General features: G+C 60.8%; 12 protein-coding genes and 2 pseudogenes. 6 read left to right on the forward strand and 8 right to left on the reverse strand.

All coding sequences use genetic code 11. The features are described 5' to 3' along the window. Positions 1 to 923 precede the first annotated feature (923 nt). From OKW26_RS18075 to OKW26_RS18095, 5 genes are all read left to right on the forward strand, one after another. The gene (locus OKW26_RS18075; protein WP_429354620.1) at positions 924 to 1670 is read left to right on the forward strand and encodes a TetR/AcrR family transcriptional regulator; all 747 of its coding nucleotides are present in this window, start codon (positions 924 to 926) and stop codon (positions 1668 to 1670) included. 103 nt (positions 1671 to 1773) lie between these two features. Next, positions 1774 to 2148, forward strand: a complete 375-nt coding sequence (locus tag OKW26_RS18080) for an SDR family NAD(P)-dependent oxidoreductase (protein ID WP_429354621.1) — start codon at positions 1774 to 1776, stop codon at positions 2146 to 2148. Positions 2149 to 2648: 500 nt separating this feature from the next. Further along, complete coding sequence (locus OKW26_RS18085; RefSeq protein WP_429354622.1) at positions 2649 to 3614, forward strand: tyrosine-type recombinase/integrase; 966 nt, start codon at positions 2649 to 2651, stop codon at positions 3612 to 3614. Beyond that, positions 3611 to 4552: a tyrosine-type recombinase/integrase gene (locus tag OKW26_RS18090; protein ID WP_429354623.1), complete on the forward strand. Its 942-nt coding sequence runs from the start codon at positions 3611 to 3613 to the stop codon at positions 4550 to 4552. The genes OKW26_RS18085 and OKW26_RS18090 overlap by 4 nt, the downstream gene beginning before the upstream one ends. Further along, positions 4549 to 5553, forward strand: a complete 1005-nt coding sequence (locus OKW26_RS18095) for a tyrosine-type recombinase/integrase (RefSeq protein ID WP_429354624.1) — start codon at positions 4549 to 4551, stop codon at positions 5551 to 5553. The genes OKW26_RS18090 and OKW26_RS18095 overlap by 4 nt, the downstream gene beginning before the upstream one ends. Positions 5554 to 6130: 577 nt before the next feature. Here the strand turns inward: OKW26_RS18095 and OKW26_RS18100 are convergent. The 3 genes and pseudogenes from OKW26_RS18100 to OKW26_RS18110 all read right to left on the reverse strand — a co-directional run. After that, a pseudogene (locus tag OKW26_RS18100) lies at positions 6131 to 7216 on the reverse strand (enoyl-CoA hydratase-related protein); the annotation flags it as partial. A 223-nt stretch (positions 7217 to 7439) separates the two neighbouring features. Next, on the reverse strand, positions 7440 to 8351 hold the full coding sequence (locus tag OKW26_RS18105) for a LysR family transcriptional regulator (RefSeq protein WP_429354625.1): 912 nt from the start codon (positions 8349 to 8351) through the stop codon (positions 7440 to 7442). A gap of 83 nt (positions 8352 to 8434) precedes the next feature. Then, complete coding sequence (locus tag OKW26_RS18110) at positions 8435 to 9067, reverse strand: TetR/AcrR family transcriptional regulator (protein ID WP_429354626.1); 633 nt, start codon at positions 9065 to 9067, stop codon at positions 8435 to 8437. Between the two features lie 181 nt (positions 9068 to 9248). Here OKW26_RS18110 and OKW26_RS18115 point away from each other — a divergent pair, with 181 nt between their 5' ends. Next, positions 9249 to 9503, forward strand: coding sequence for a hypothetical protein (locus tag OKW26_RS18115; protein ID WP_429354627.1), 255 nt, complete (start codon positions 9249 to 9251; stop codon positions 9501 to 9503). A 65-nt stretch (positions 9504 to 9568) separates the two neighbouring features. On the opposite strand, the pseudogene OKW26_RS18120 reads toward OKW26_RS18115, so the two are convergent. The 5 genes and pseudogenes from OKW26_RS18120 to dctP form a co-directional block, all read right to left on the reverse strand. Further along, a pseudogene (locus OKW26_RS18120) lies at positions 9569 to 10645 on the reverse strand (extracellular catalytic domain type 1 short-chain-length polyhydroxyalkanoate depolymerase). Positions 10646 to 10689: 44 nt separating this feature from the next. Continuing rightward, positions 10690 to 11115, reverse strand: a complete 426-nt coding sequence (locus OKW26_RS18125; protein WP_429354628.1) for a CopG family transcriptional regulator — start codon at positions 11113 to 11115, stop codon at positions 10690 to 10692. A gap of 94 nt (positions 11116 to 11209) precedes the next feature. Next, a complete protein-coding gene (locus OKW26_RS18130) occupies positions 11210 to 12523 on the reverse strand; it encodes a TRAP transporter large permease (RefSeq protein ID WP_429354629.1) in 1314 nt (437 codons plus the stop codon). Then, positions 12520 to 13068 (reverse strand): TRAP transporter small permease, encoded by a 549-nt coding sequence (locus OKW26_RS18135; RefSeq protein WP_429354630.1) that lies wholly within the window; start codon positions 13066 to 13068, stop codon positions 12520 to 12522. Before OKW26_RS18135 ends, OKW26_RS18130 begins: the two co-directional genes overlap by 4 nt. 9 nt (positions 13069 to 13077) lie before the next feature. Further along, a complete protein-coding gene (gene dctP, locus OKW26_RS18140; protein ID WP_429354631.1) occupies positions 13078 to 14097 on the reverse strand; it encodes a TRAP transporter substrate-binding protein DctP in 1020 nt (339 codons plus the stop codon). Between the last annotated feature and the right edge of the window lie 24 nt (positions 14098 to 14121).

Consider the following 14121-nt stretch of genomic DNA (forward strand, 5'->3'; position numbering starts at 1 on the left):
CGCGACACAGCCATGGTTCCGGTTGGCCTCTACTTCTGGATCGCTCCTTCAGCGGCGGTCCGATAGACAGCGTAGTACGCCAGAAACACAATGGGCCGGTTCAACGACGACACAGATGCCATCGATGATGTCTCAACTGCACCGCCCTAAATCATGTCATCCGACCTAGTTACCTTTTATAGCCCGGCAATAAACCAACAGCAAGTAAGTGGAAGCACCTAGCCGAGCGCACTGCATCCGGCTCCCCCATCGGCTGCGCAAGCAATGGGAGGGCCGTTCCGGGTTTCGTTCCTCTCTGCGGAGGCGATTGGGGGAAGCGCATGAGAGCGGCCAGACTGCCCGTTTTGCACCTCCTTATAGCCGGTCTGCTTTGCAAACTAGGTCATGTGACATATACTAATTTGGCGGATGGGCGGCTCGTGCTGGAGTGGATGCTGCGAACGAGTAGTCGCTTTTCCGATGATATGCATTCGAACCGATGTGGCGCCGCGAAGACACTGCAGGAAGGAGTGACGGCGTGCCGGCCAGACGGCGTCAATCGGCGTCAGGCCGCTGCGGAAGTACAGTGAAGAGCGAAGGAGAAGTTCATGGCTAGCACCGGAAAGTCATTGCGTCAGATGGTCGACCACTGGCTCGCCCCCTACGAGGGCGAACGCGTCAAGGTTGCGAAGTTCAGAAACAGGCGGTCAACCCGGGAGCGGTATGTATGCATTGAGGCATCGAAGCCAGCAGGGCCAGTAGCCATGTTTTTCTTCCGTCACGATGATGGCAACTGGTGCATATACCCGCCACGCCTGGAACAGCCCGCGATGAGCCTGACGCCATGGAGTGGGTCTTGCACAGACGCGGTCGCATGACCGACAATGGGTTTTTGAGACCAACTAGTCGGCAACAAACCTATTTGAGTGTGCCGCAATTAAACCATGGCCAACAAAACGTTTCCTGGCGAGGGTCCGTTACAGACGCGACGAGCGCCATTCGATACAGTGACTCAAGCACGGGCGCGCATTGACTCGGGTGCCGAAAACGGAAAACGAGCATTGACCGAGCGGGGGCGCAATGCCGTAGTGCGCATCTTGAAATGCGCGACCGATATTTTCATCGCGGAGGGTTATGGCGGACTAACTATGCGGAAGGTTGCATTGAACGCGGGCATAGCCCTCTCCAACTTGCAACACTACTTTCCAACCCGGGAGGCTTTGTTCGCCGCACTCATGAGGCAGACGATAACAGAATACGCTGAAACGAACGACAGCATTAGCCAGGATACCTCGCTCACCGCCGAGGAACGATTGGAAAAGATTGTCCGACTGCTTATCGAGGACGACAAACAACCTCGCACGCAGAGCCTGTTCATCAACATGTGGGCGCTCGCCCAAACCCAGGATTTTGCCCGCGAGATTATGGACGAGGCTTACGCTGTACAACGACGGATGATTCGTACCTTCGTCGAAGCCGTAAACCCGGACTTGCTGCCATCGGAGCTTTCGTGCCGCGCAGCGCTAATAACCTGCCAAATTGAAGGCCTGCTCATCTTGATTCCCCAGAGGAACCGCTTTCCCTCTGATGTTAGAGGAATCGAGGACGAGGCGGTCCGAGCTATTCTGGCTCTCGCTCGGGCGGAGAGTGCGCGCAGCAATGTTCAAAAGGCCCGACCAATAAGGCCTTGACGCTTCGCGGCGGTTGCCAGCTAACCTCGTCACAAGGCTACTTTCGAGGGACGGAATAAACCGGAGTTCTTCGGCGACCTTTGTAACGACGACGGTGCCGTAAATGAGGCCGCGCTTCGACGGTCGCGTCGCGCTCGTCACAAGCGCTGGAACCGCAACCGGCGCGGCCACGGCAGCACCTATGCGCAGCGAAGGCGCGCACGTCTACATGCTCGGCCGGCGCGAGGCGCCGCTCGAGGTGATGGCGACTGTGACTGGCGCCATCGCAGTAGTCGCCGATGCAGCCGACGCGGTGCAGGTCCGCTCGGCGCTCGGGCGGATCTTGCAGCGTCACAACCGGCTCGACGCCGCGATAGCCCAAAGCCGCCGGCCTAGGCGTCGCCGCGCTCGGCGACCAGGCGACGACTGCGGCGCAGCACGTGCCGCGTCAATCTCGCCCTCGCGTTCCTCATCATGCGTGAAGCGCCGCCGATGCTGATCGACAGCTGCGGCGCGATCGTCGTCGTGAGTTCGTTCGCGAGTCTCGCAGCCGTGCCCGACGCGGCAAGGGTATGTCAACGCAGACGCTTCGTCATGCCATGCGGCAAGCCCCTTCTGTTTTGCTCGCAGAGTGATGACCAATCCGTAAGTAGATTTCATCTATCCGCTTTGCGCTGTCCGCTGTCCGGACTGTGCAAGAAGTCCAGCGTGTACCGCCCCCTGGGCTTGTTTTCCAAGGGGCCAGAAGTAGCCGTACCTTTCGGGCGCGACGGCAGGAAGTGGCGAGATGACACTCATTTTTCTTTCGAATCAGCTGCTTGATGGCACTTTGGCGAAAATCACACGATTACCCACACCGGGAGATTAGGCGAAGCACCATGTAGACGATGGCGACACCGCCGTATTCAGGCGGGATTGCGCGAGACGAGTTGTTGGCAATGGTTCGCATAATGTCCTGAACTTTTCCTACCGACCATGGTGGCCGGCAAGGAGAAGATGATGACGCAGTCGGAACCGTTGCGCGGCAAGGAATGCCCCGCAACGCTCTTTCCTTCAAACAAGACCGCAGCTCAATTTCTGAGCGAATTTGACGCATATCTCGGCGCCGTCAAGGGCCTCGCGGAGGGCACCCGGAGGAAGTACGGTCGATTCGTCCAACGCTTCCTGGACGGGTGGTGTGGCGACAGTCCGCCGAATTGGCAAGATCTGTCAATCGAAGATCTCCGCACATACGTGCGTCACGAACGCTCAAGCAAGAGGCGTCGACCATCGAACTCGCCGATCGTCGCGCTGCGCGCGATGCTGCGTTTTCTCGTGGTCAGGGGGCTGGTGCCGCCCGGTCTCGAGGAAACGCTGCCTCGAATCCGGCGATGGCGTCATGCGACGCTTCCAGCGAGCCTGTCGAGCGACGATGTGGATCGGCTCGTCAGATGCGTGGCCGACGCTGCTACGTTTCAGCCGCTGCGGAACACGGCGATCATGCTGCTGCTCGCGAGGACCGGGATGCGGGCCGCTGAAGTCGTGCACCTCAGTCTGGATGACGTGGACTGGGCCAGCGGCATCATTCATATCCGTGGAGCCAAGAATCGCCGTGATCGCGACCTGCCGCTCTTCCGCGACGTCGGACGCGCATTGCTCGCATACATCAAACGGGAGCGTCCTTCATCGTCGTACAGGACGATCTTCCTGCAAGCGGTAGCGCCGGCGCGACCATTCAGCGACTCGGGCGCAATTTCCAAGATCGTCCGGCGCGCCTTGAATCGTGCAGATATCGCGCCGGCACGCGGTGCGGCACATCTCTTACGCCATGCCGCGGCAACAACCATGCTGACAGGCGGCACGAGCTTCAAGAACATCGCCGATGTGCTCGGCCATCAGTCTCTTCAGTCTACCGCCATCTATGCGAAGCTCGACTTGCCTTCGCTGTCGCGCATCGCCATGCCGTGGCCGGGAGACAGATCATGAGCGGTGAGGAACTTCAGGAACTGCTGAGCCGCTACGTCGAACACCGCGAATTGCTGGGTTACCGGCAGACCCATCGCGGAATCCTCGCACGTTTCGTTCAAGACTATGCCATCGAGCATCCTGGCGAATCGATCAAGACCAACGACGTACTCGAATGGGTCACGCGGGTTCGCCGTGCACCGCCAACCCAGTCCGCTATCCTCAGTGCGCTGCGTGGATTTCTGCGCTTCGTAAAGGCTGTCGATCCGGCAACCTCAGTTCCCGACAACCATCTGCTGCCATCCCCGCGTCGCAATCCCCCGTACATCCTGAGCGTAGAACAATTGCAATCGATCCTGCACGCAGCAGCGACGGCGCGACCGCGAGGCGGCTTGCGCGCCGATGCCTATGTCGGGGTGCTGGGGCTGCTTGCGAGTTCTGGGCTACGCGTCAGCGAAGCATTACACCTCAAGGATACCGACGTGCACCTGCGGGATGAGCCACCCCATGTCGTCATTCGTGAAACGAAATTCAAGAAGTCACGCATCGTGCCCTTGCACCCGACGACCGCGGCTCATCTGAAGCAGTACGCCGAGCGGCGCGAGCATAAGTGTCACGCAAGGCGGGCAACCATGTTCTTCGTCACAGATTTCGGACAACCCCTCGACCAGAACTCGCTTTGGCGGTGGTTTTCGTGTGCAACAGGGAAACTCGGATTGCATTTGCCGGATGGACGAGGACCGACCTTACATTCTCTCCGTCATTCGTTCGCTGTTCATCGGCTAACGCGATGGTATGAAGACGGGGCGTCGGCAGCAGAACTGGCTCCGACTCTCTCCGTCTATCTCGGTCACGTCAGCCCCAAAGAGAGCTACTGGTACGTCTCGTCGACTCCCGGGCTACTGGGCAGTGCATCGAACCGTTTCGCCGCATTTGCTGGCGTGGGAGATCAATCATGAAGCGCACCGATGCCCTTGTTGGGCCACTGCTCCAGGAATTCTTCGTCAAGCATCTGATGACGCACCGAAACGTCAGTCCCCAAACGCTCTGGAGTTACCGCGATGCGTTTCGCCTGCTGCTTCGGTTCGTTGCCGAGAAGATGCATATCGAACCGGTGGCACTCAATCTCACTCACCTCAGTCCCTCGGTTATTCTGGCCTTCCTCGACAGCCTTGAAATGGAGCGCAACAATACGGTCCGATCTCGCAACGCCAGATTGGCGGCCGTTCGCTCGTTCTTTCGCTGGGTTGCCATATCTAGGCCGGATTTTGCCGGCCTGGCCACGTCCGTGCTGGCGATCCCGACCAAACGTGCCGATCGTCGTCTGATCTGCGGGTTGTCGCGCCCCGAAATTCAAGCGATTCTTGGTGCTCCTGACCTCTCGACCCCGTGCGGACGACGTGATCACGCGATGCTGCTGACGATGTATAACACCGGTGCACGAGTTGCGGAGATTACGACAATGGCGTGCAGCCAGGTGGAACTCGGCAGTCGCAGCAGCTTCGTGCATCTGCACGGCAAAGGGCGGAAGGAGCGATGTGTGCCACTCTGGGCCAGGACGTCTGATGCGATCAGGAAATGGATGCGCGAGCGTGATGCGGTGCCGACGTCGCTGTTGTTCACCAACTACCGCGGCGAACATCTGACCCGCAATGGCGTCGATTGCATCCTGAAGAAGGCGATTGCCGGCGCGGTGCATGCCTGTCCGAGTCTGTCAAAAAAGCACATCTCGCCTCACGTCATAAGGCACGCGACGGCGACGCATCTGTTACAAGCTGGCGTCGACATCAGCGTCATCGCATTGTGGCTGGGCCATGAAAGCATCGACACGACGCACATCTACATGGAGTCCAATCTTGCACACAAGGAAGAAGCGTTAGGCCGCCTGCGGCCCGCTGGACAGCGGACGCCGCGTTTTCATGCAACCGACAAGATCATGGCATTCCTCGAAACCCTCTGATTATGCGCACTGCAACGGCCGGGGTCCCGTGCTCCAGACGGCCCCCTGGCCGTCGCTTCGCCTAATTTCCCGGTGTGGGTAATCGCGAATATCTGAAGCTTCAGATATTAATGAATTCCGGCCGACCCTCCGGTAGGACCCAGTTGAGATGCGGGACAATCATTCTGCCACGGGCCGCAATGCACGCATCCCCTGCGGAGTTATAGCCTGTGTCGCTTCCACTGCCCGTGGGCCAGTTGCATGGAACGCGAAACGCACCCCCGCGCCTTCGCGTGCGCGGCCAGCGGCGCCCGTCGCGGAACTCCCCGCCAAGCCGCGCAAGACCGTCAAGCGGGCTGAGAAGGCTGAGGAGCCGGCTCCAGCGCCCCATGTCACACGCCCGCCTCGCGCGGTGGCGCGTCTCTGAGCCACTCGATAAGTTCGGGACGGCTGCTGAACGCGGGAGCAGAAAGCCAGTTTTCAAACGTTGGCTGCCATTCCTCCCACACGTAGTCTTCCATGTCGAATTCTTCGTCGATAGCTCCAGTCCCACGCTCACACAAGAAGGCAAACACGACGGCGTCCCCGTCCCAGTACGCGACTTGGCCTCCGGCGTCATCCGACCCTTCGCGATCAGGTTGTCGTAGACCTTCTCGATATGCGCGAGGCCGCGCGCAAGCGATACAGCGTCACGTTCGATCATCGTCACGGGCAGGCCCGCATCGAGTACCGCCACCGCGATCCCCGCGCCCATCGTGCCGCCGCCCACCACGCCGACGCTCGCGATCTTGCGCGGCTTCGCGTTGCGCGTTTCGGGCGCTTTCAGCACCTCGCGCTCGGCGAGGAACGCGTGAATCAAACCCGCTCGCTGCGGGCTGTCGAGGCACTGCAGGAACAGTTGCCGTTCGTGGCGCAGGCCATCGTCGAAGGGCAGTTCGAGCGCCGCTTGCACCGCATCGACGATCTTCAGCGGCGAGAACAGCCCGTGGGATTTCTTCGACGTTTCGGCGCGCGCGGCTTCGATGGCAGCTCGGCTGGCCGTGAGGTCCGCCAGCCCGTCGGCGTCGCGGGTGAGGCGGACAGGAGCCTGCGCGTCGAGCAAGGCCTGCACATAGGCGAGACCCTCGGCCAGCACGTCGTCGGTTTCGCATATGCGGTCGACGAGGCCAAACGCGTGAGCCTCTTTTGCGCCGACATGACGGCCGCTCAACATCAGATCCAATGTGGCCTTCGCGCCGTCTAGACGTGGCGCGCGCTGTGTGCCGCCTGCGCCCGGCAGCAAGCCGAGCGTCACCTCGGGCAGGCCGAGTTTGGCGGCTCCCAGTGCGATCCGGTAATGCGCAGCGACTGCGACCTCGAGGCCGCCGCCAAGTGCAGCGCCGTGAATGGCCGCTACAACGGGCTTGCGGCATGCTTCGATCGTGTTGCAAACGTCGGGCAGCGACGGCGGCAGCGGCGGCTTGCCGAACTCCCTGATATCCGCGCCACCGATGAAGTTGCGTCCCGCGCCAACCAGCAATACGGCGTCGACGTCAGGGTCTTTTTCGGCGGCTTCGATAGCGTCGCGTAGCTGGCGCCGCACGTTCGCGCCAAGCGCGTTGACGGGTGGGTTATCGACGGTGATGACGAGAATGCGGTTGCACAGCTCACGCCCGACGGCGTATCCGGTCGGTTCGGGTGTCATTGCCCGCGTCTCCATGTATTTCGTGTTGGTTGATTGTTAAATGCGGGAGACGCGTTGACAATCCAACTGGCAGTTGACGAACTGTTAACTGAAAATTGACACTGGCCGCGACAACGCAATACGGGACGACATCATTCGTCACGGAAGTTCGATGCCGGGATGGAGAGTTGGTGTGAAGCAGAGGGCCTTGCGCGGCGCGGGCGGCGCGAAAAAAACGTCCGCCCTAGTTCCAGGCTTGCGCGAGCGACAGGATTTCGGCTCGAAGATAATCGATCAGGGCTTGCGTCGCTGGCGACGGATAGCGGTTCGGAAGCGTCACGATGTACAACGTGTTGTGCAAGCCGGCCACACGGAAATCCGGCAGGATCCGCAGCAATCCGCGGCTCATCGGCGCGTGCGGCACATAGGCCGGCAACAGTCCGATGCCCATACCCTGACACACCGCCTCGGTCAGAAACGGATAGTCCGAAGACTGGAGCGCAGGCTGAATCGCGATCACGTGGACGTCCGACTCGTCCTGTCGATGCGTGAGCGTCATCGTGACCCGCCGTGCCGGATAGGGTGACGCGACCAGCGTCTGCTTTTCGAGGTCGCCGGGGCAGTTGATTGGACCGTGCTTTTCGACATATTCGGCCGACGCATACAGGTTCCAGTCAATCGAACAGATGTTGCGCGCCACGTAATCCAGCGGCGGCGTCGCCGTGATCCTCAACGCGACGTCGACTTCAGCGGCGATCAGGTCTTCGATCCGGTTGTTGAACGTGACATTGAGCGAGATGCCCGGATGCATGCGTGCGAACTCGAGCAGTCTTTCTCCGAGAAACATTCTGCCGAAGCCAGTCGGCACGCTGATGCGAACACGGCCGCTCAAGGTCTGCCCGAGGCTGTCGATCGATGCGCGGGCCGGGCTCAGGTCTTCCAGCATGCGCTGGCCGCAGTCGTATAGCGTATGTCCCGCTTGCGCCAGTTCGAGGCTTCGGGTCGAGCGGCGCAGCAATTGCGCGCCCGTTTCGCGTTCCAGCAGCTTGAGCCGCTGACTGATGTTCGCGTGCGTCATGCCGAGCTTGCGCGCCGCGGCGCTAAGACTGCGCGATTCGACGATCTCGACGAACAGGCCGATCAGGTTCAGGTCCATGGTTCGATAGTGCGTGTGATTACCTGGCGATCCGTCAGGATAGCGCTCACCCGTTCGCTCATCGACTGCAAACTGGTTTTAGCTCAATGCGACGCGGGACGAAAAGGAATCATCGCCAGCAACTGAGCAACCCCGGCGTGCAGCTTCCGTTTGCTGGCGCCGTCGGCGGCCTGGACGGACAGGCCGGAAAAAACCGACATGCACAATGTGGCAAGCGCCGCGGCGTCCGCCTCAGGCACGAGTTCCCCTTGTTCGACGGCTTTCTTCAAGCGCTTTTCGACGGTTCGAGCCACCTTTAGCCGCAATGCCTGAAGGAAGTTTCGCAGTTCGACGTGCTCGGCGCCAATCCCCGCGCCGCCGAGAAAAATCATGCATCCACGAGAACGCTGTCCGCCCGTGAAAAGCTCGATGCTCGCGTCGAACATGGCTTCGAGGCTTTCGCGCAACGTCGCGTGCGATTCGAAGTTCCTCAACGCCGCGCCGCCTTCGGCCCGGACGTATAGCTCGATCGCCTCTCGATACAGGCTTTCCTTGTTGCCGAACGCCGCGTAGATGCTCGGCGAGTTGACGCCCATTGCATCGACGAGATCCGACATCGAGCACATATCGAAGCCCTTTTCCCAGAAAAGGTCCATCGCGCGCCTGAGCGCCACCTCGCGCTCGAATGCTCTTGGTCTGCCGCGTCCTTTGGTTTCGCCGTAACTGGCCGGCTCCATGTCTCCTCCTGGCAAGCGATTGTCGCGAACCCACGAAAACTGAATTCTATGTCGATCATAACAAAATTATGGACGCATACGCTTCGCCTGTGCTTCAACATCTGTAATGGTCGTCACAGAAATATCGTGGCCATCTGTCAGGTTCGATGGTCGAGCGGTTCAACATCTCAAGGATTGTGCAATGAAGCTGATTTCCTCGTCACTTTTCGCTGTCACGCTGCTGGCCGCGCCGATTGTGTCGCACGCGCAAGCAGTTTCCGAGGCGAAGGCTGACTCGCCCGTTTTCACGGTGTTCGTCGATGCGCCCACGGGTTACACGTTCGTGAAGTTGCCGGACGGCTGGAAATACGTCGGCGCTGTGACGCAGGAAGACGCACGCCTCGTCCAGGCCGGGTCTGTGCCGAAAGCACAGTCATCGGCAAAACAGTCGAGCTAACAGAGGTTGAAAGTACGCGGAAGGTAGACGCTGCTCTTCCTGCGAAGAGCAGCGTTGGTCGTGCCTCATCCCTGTTTGGGATGGTCAAGAAAGAATCGCAGCATTTCAGCACTCGCGTCCGGGCCGCTTGGGTCCGTGTAACTGCCGCGTGCGTTACCACCTGACCACGCGTGCGGCGCGCCATGAATGGTCCACAACTCCGCGGCGATACCATCGGGGGAAGCCAGCTTCGAAACGGTACAACTGCGCTGCCCCGTATCGGTCCGACGCCCTACACTGCAGTTATCGACTCGCGCGTCGAAGCCCTGAACCAACTGCGCAGCATTCGCGACGTGAACCGTGGCGTCCGCGTCGCCGTGAAAGACGATCATGGGCCGATTCGGCGAGTCTTTGGCGCGCTTCGCGTGCGCTGTCGTGCTGCGGCGTTTGCCGCCTTTCATTGCCGCGAGCGCAGACGGTAAATCGTGTGCGCTGCCCACGGGCAGACCGGAATGCACACCCGCTGCAGCGTACAGGTCAGAATACGTGGCGATCATGATCGCCGCCATCGCGCCGCCCGCAGACAGTCCCGCGACGTACACGCGCGCAGGATCGACGTTGTGGGCCGCGATGATTTCGCGCGTGATGCCTGCGATCAATGACGGCTCGCCATTCTCGCGACGTTGGTCGTCTGGTCTGAACCAGTTCCAGCACTTCGACGGATTGGCCTGTTGCGGCTGCACGGGATACGCGACAAGACATCGTTGCTGCTTCGCAAGCGCATTCATCTGCGTACCTGCTGCAAAATCGTCGGCGTTCTGCGTGCAGCCGTGCAGCATCACTATCAGTGGCATCGGTTCGCCGACTGCGCCCGCCGGCACATTCAGCCGATACTGCCGGGCGCCGGCGGCGTTCGAATACGCATGCGTGCTGAAGTGCCCCCGGTCTTCGACATCCTTGCTGTCTTCTCGTGACGTGTGCGGTGTGACTTCGCTTATTTGTGTCTCGGCGAACGGGAAAACTTACGCCTTGTCCCGCATTCCATCAACGGCGCCTCCTCGCAGCGCGCGTTGTATGGCTTCTGTCGCTTCGACGGGACCGCGGGTACGCAGCAAGGTCATCGCTTCGTGCATTGAATTCAGGAAACCTTCATCGAGTTTCATCGTATGTGTCCGGTTAGCGGAAGTAGGCCTTGGGCGTCGCGTGGCTAGTGGATGCGGTCCGCGAGCGCCGCCTTGACGGCGGGCGAAGCGTGAAAGGCTCCCAGCACCGTGATGCTTTCGATCGTGGCGAGGGCAAGCTCAGGCGTGACGTCTGTGGCAAAGCTGGCGAGTCCCAGCACCTGAATGGTGAGGCGCTGCCGCGCAGCACGAACCGCCTCGAGATCCTGCCTGGAAAAGTGCTGCAGTCCGAGCACAAGCGCACGGCGCGTCACCGTGTCCTGCACGACCTGCGCATGAAGGGCAAGCTGGTTGCGAATCGCCGTTCGGATCAGGTCGGTCCGGTTCGAATAAAAACCTTCCTCGACCAGCAGATCGATTTGTCCGAGATCGACGGGGCCGAGGTTGATCGTGATTTTTTCCGATTCGCCGCCTTTGGGGCGAATCGGCTCAAGCGCGGCGGGCTTTTTCATTTTTCCGTCCTATCACCATCCATGTGGATGGTTACAGGCTGGTTCTTGTCGCACCGCAACACAACATTCAGGGCCAATACGCTTTCTTATGGGTTCACGAAGAAGATGCGCTGAACAGCAGGCTCGTGAGTTGTGGAAATACACCGATCAGCGCCAGCACCCCGGCCATGATGAACACATACGGCAGCGTGCCGAGCACGATGCGTCTGAGCGGCACATCCGGCGCCACGCTTTGCACGACAAAGAGATTGAGCCCGACGGGCGGATGGATCAGCGCCATTTCCATGTTGATGACAACGACCACGCCAAACCAGATCAGGTTCCAGTGATACGCCTGCACCACTGGCACGAGCACGGGCATCGTCACGACGATGATCGCAATGGTCTCCATGAAGCAGCCGAGAAAAATCAACAGCAGGTTGATGCTGACGAACAGCACCCACGGCGCGACATGCGCGCCCGCCACTGCCTGCGTGAGCGACGACGCGACCTGGCTCGTCGTCATCACATAGCCGAACACGATCGCCGATGAAATCACGGCGAGAATCATCACGCTGCTTTGCGCCGCGCTCACGAGAATCTCGTGAAACTTGCGCCAGCTCAACTCGCGATACACAGCGCCCGCGAGAATCAGGCTCGCGATGATGCCGAGCGATGCCGCCTCCTGCGGCGTCGCGAGTCCGCGATACAGCGAGCCGAGGATGATCAGGATCAGCAGCGCGAACGGGCCGATATCCTTCAGCGCGACGATGCGCGCGCGAAGCGGCGCGAGTGGACGCGTGCGTGCTTCGCCGCGCGCTTTGCGCCGCAGCGCGAGCGCCATCTGATAGAGCGCGAAGGCTGTCGCCATGATCGCGCCAGGCACGAGCGTCGCGACGAACAAGCGGCCGATCGACTGCTCGGCAATCACGCTATAGACGATGAGAGGAATGCTCGGCGGCAACAAAATGCCCAGCGTTCCGCCCGCCGCGACCGAGCCGCACGCCTGCCCGGCGGGCAAACCATGCCGGCGCATCTCGGAGACCGCGAACCCGCCGATCGCCGCCGCCGTCGCGACGCTCGATCCCGACACGGCCGCCATCACGCCACATGCCAGCGTGGTCGCGACGGCGAGACCACCCGGCACGCCATCGAGTATCGTCGCGAGCGCGCTGTACAGCCGCGCGCCCATGCCCGACGCCGACACGATCGCGCCCATGAACATGAACATCGGCACGGACGTCAGCGTGAACGTCGCGACCGAGCCCCAGTAAGTGCTCGGAATCAGGTTCAACGCGTCCCAGCCGCCGCCCGTGACGAACAGCGAGACCAGCGCGACGAACAGCAACGCGAACGCAATCGGCACGCCGAACGACAATACCGCTAGCAGCCCGCCGAACATCCCGGCGCCGATGAATAGCTGGGTCACTTGTCTCTCCCGAGCACGAGTTCGTCGACGGACAGATCGTGCGTGAGTTCGCGGCGCGCGAAGACGATCGTCGCGAGCCGCACCAGTTGCACGACTGACAGCAGCAGCGCGCCGGCGACGAGACTCAGATACGGAATCCACAGCGGCAACGAGAACATGCCCCATGAACGCTCGCCGCTCGTGTACGCGTCCCACCAGAACTGCGCGGCCAGCACCGCGATCACGACGGCAACGGCCGACATCACCACCGTCGAAAACGCCGCAAGCACGCGCCTGCCGCCGTCATTCAAATGATGGCCGAGCACATCGATCTTCAGATGCCGCGACTGCCACGCGAGCGCCGCCGTACCGACGAAAGTCATGTACGCCATCAGATAGGTCGTGACTTCCGTCACCCAGACGTCCGACAGATGCAATGCCTCGCGCGCCAGTACGCCGTACGAGATCACCGCGACTGTCGCGATCACCGCAACGCCCGCCGACAACGCGACGCCTTTGAAAAAGACGTCGAGCAGATGAATCAAACGATCGAGCGGCCCGCGCATGCCGTCCTCCTACTTGTAGAGCGCGACGCTCTGATCGAGCAGCCGCGCGCCGTCGGGCACTTCGTTGCGGAACTTCGTGAAGCTGACCTGCTGGAACAGCTTCTGCCACTGCGTCCATTCGTCGAGCGTCATCTTGTGGATCTGCACGCCGTGGCTGGCAAAGAGTTGCGCGACGCGGCGGTCGTCGGCCTTCGCGCCTTCGAACGCGCTCTGTTCGAGGCTCTGCCCGACGTCCGTCATGATTTTCTGTTGCGCGGGCGTCAGCTTGTTCCAGGTTTTCATGCTGATCGCGATCGGCTCGATCGTGTAGTAGATGCTGTACTGCTCGGGTGAGTCGTAGTATTTGGCCACTTCGTAGAGACGGTATGAGCCGAAGGTGCCCGACGAGGTCCACAAGCCGTCCAGCAGACCGAGTTGCATCGCGTTATAGGTTTCCGACGACGCCATCGACACCGTGCTCGCACCCGCGCTCTGCAGCGCCGCTTCCATCATCTTGCCTGCGCCGCGCACCTTGGTTTTCTCGAGATCGGCGGGTACGTTGACAGGTTTTCCTTTCGACGCCATGCCGCCCGATATCTGTATCCAGCACAAGGTCTTGAAGCCGTACGCTTCCAGCTTCGCTTCCAGTTCGCGCCATGGCGCCGAGGTACGGAAGCGATAGACGTCGTCGGGTGTCTTCCAGAGGCCGGGCAACAGGATCAGGTTCATCTGCGGCACCGCGCCCGCTGCATAGATGTACGGGTAAATCGCCAGATCGACGCTGCCGCTGCGCAACGCCGTGTGCATGTTGAGCGCCTTCACCAGCGATTCGGCGGGAAAGATGTCGATATGAATCTTGCCGCCCGAGCGCTGCATCACTTCCTGCGCGAACTTCTTGCCTGTCTGCACGACGTAGTCGTTCGGATCGTCGGGCCATTGATGCGCCATCTTCAGCGTGATCGTGTCGTCGGCGTGCGCGGCGGGCAACGCGGCGAATGTGCACGCGGCAGCCGCTACCAGCGTCGTCATCAAAAAACGAAGTTGTTTCATCCGCGTCTCCTTCCGTCTTGGTTT

Origin of the sequence: Paraburkholderia sp. 32 (assembly GCF_050435345.1) — a bacterium.
GTDB lineage: Bacteria > Pseudomonadota > Gammaproteobacteria > Burkholderiales > Burkholderiaceae > Paraburkholderia > Paraburkholderia tuberum.

Excerpts from the sequence above, each read along its gene's own strand:
- OKW26_RS18090 (WP_429354623.1), top strand. The coding sequence starts at position 3,611 with ATGAGCGGTGAGGAACTTCAGGAACTGCTGAGCCGCTACGTCGAACAC.
- OKW26_RS18080 (WP_429354621.1), top strand. The coding sequence starts at position 1,774 with ATGAGGCCGCGCTTCGACGGTCGCGTCGCGCTCGTCACAAGCGCTGGA.
- OKW26_RS18125 (WP_429354628.1), bottom strand. The coding sequence starts at position 11,115 with ATGAAAAAGCCCGCCGCGCTTGAGCCGATTCGCCCCAAAGGCGGCGAA.
- OKW26_RS18075 (WP_429354620.1), top strand. The coding sequence starts at position 924 with ATGGCCAACAAAACGTTTCCTGGCGAGGGTCCGTTACAGACGCGACGA.
- OKW26_RS18095 (WP_429354624.1), top strand. The coding sequence starts at position 4,549 with ATGAAGCGCACCGATGCCCTTGTTGGGCCACTGCTCCAGGAATTCTTC.
- OKW26_RS18110 (WP_429354626.1), bottom strand. The coding sequence starts at position 9,067 with ATGGAGCCGGCCAGTTACGGCGAAACCAAAGGACGCGGCAGACCAAGA.
- OKW26_RS18135 (WP_429354630.1), bottom strand. The coding sequence starts at position 13,068 with ATGCGCGGGCCGCTCGATCGTTTGATTCATCTGCTCGACGTCTTTTTC.
- OKW26_RS18085 (WP_429354622.1), top strand. The coding sequence starts at position 2,649 with ATGACGCAGTCGGAACCGTTGCGCGGCAAGGAATGCCCCGCAACGCTC.
- OKW26_RS18105 (WP_429354625.1), bottom strand. The coding sequence starts at position 8,351 with ATGGACCTGAACCTGATCGGCCTGTTCGTCGAGATCGTCGAATCGCGC.
- dctP (WP_429354631.1), bottom strand. The coding sequence starts at position 14,097 with ATGAAACAACTTCGTTTTTTGATGACGACGCTGGTAGCGGCTGCCGCG.
- OKW26_RS18115 (WP_429354627.1), top strand. The coding sequence starts at position 9,249 with ATGAAGCTGATTTCCTCGTCACTTTTCGCTGTCACGCTGCTGGCCGCG.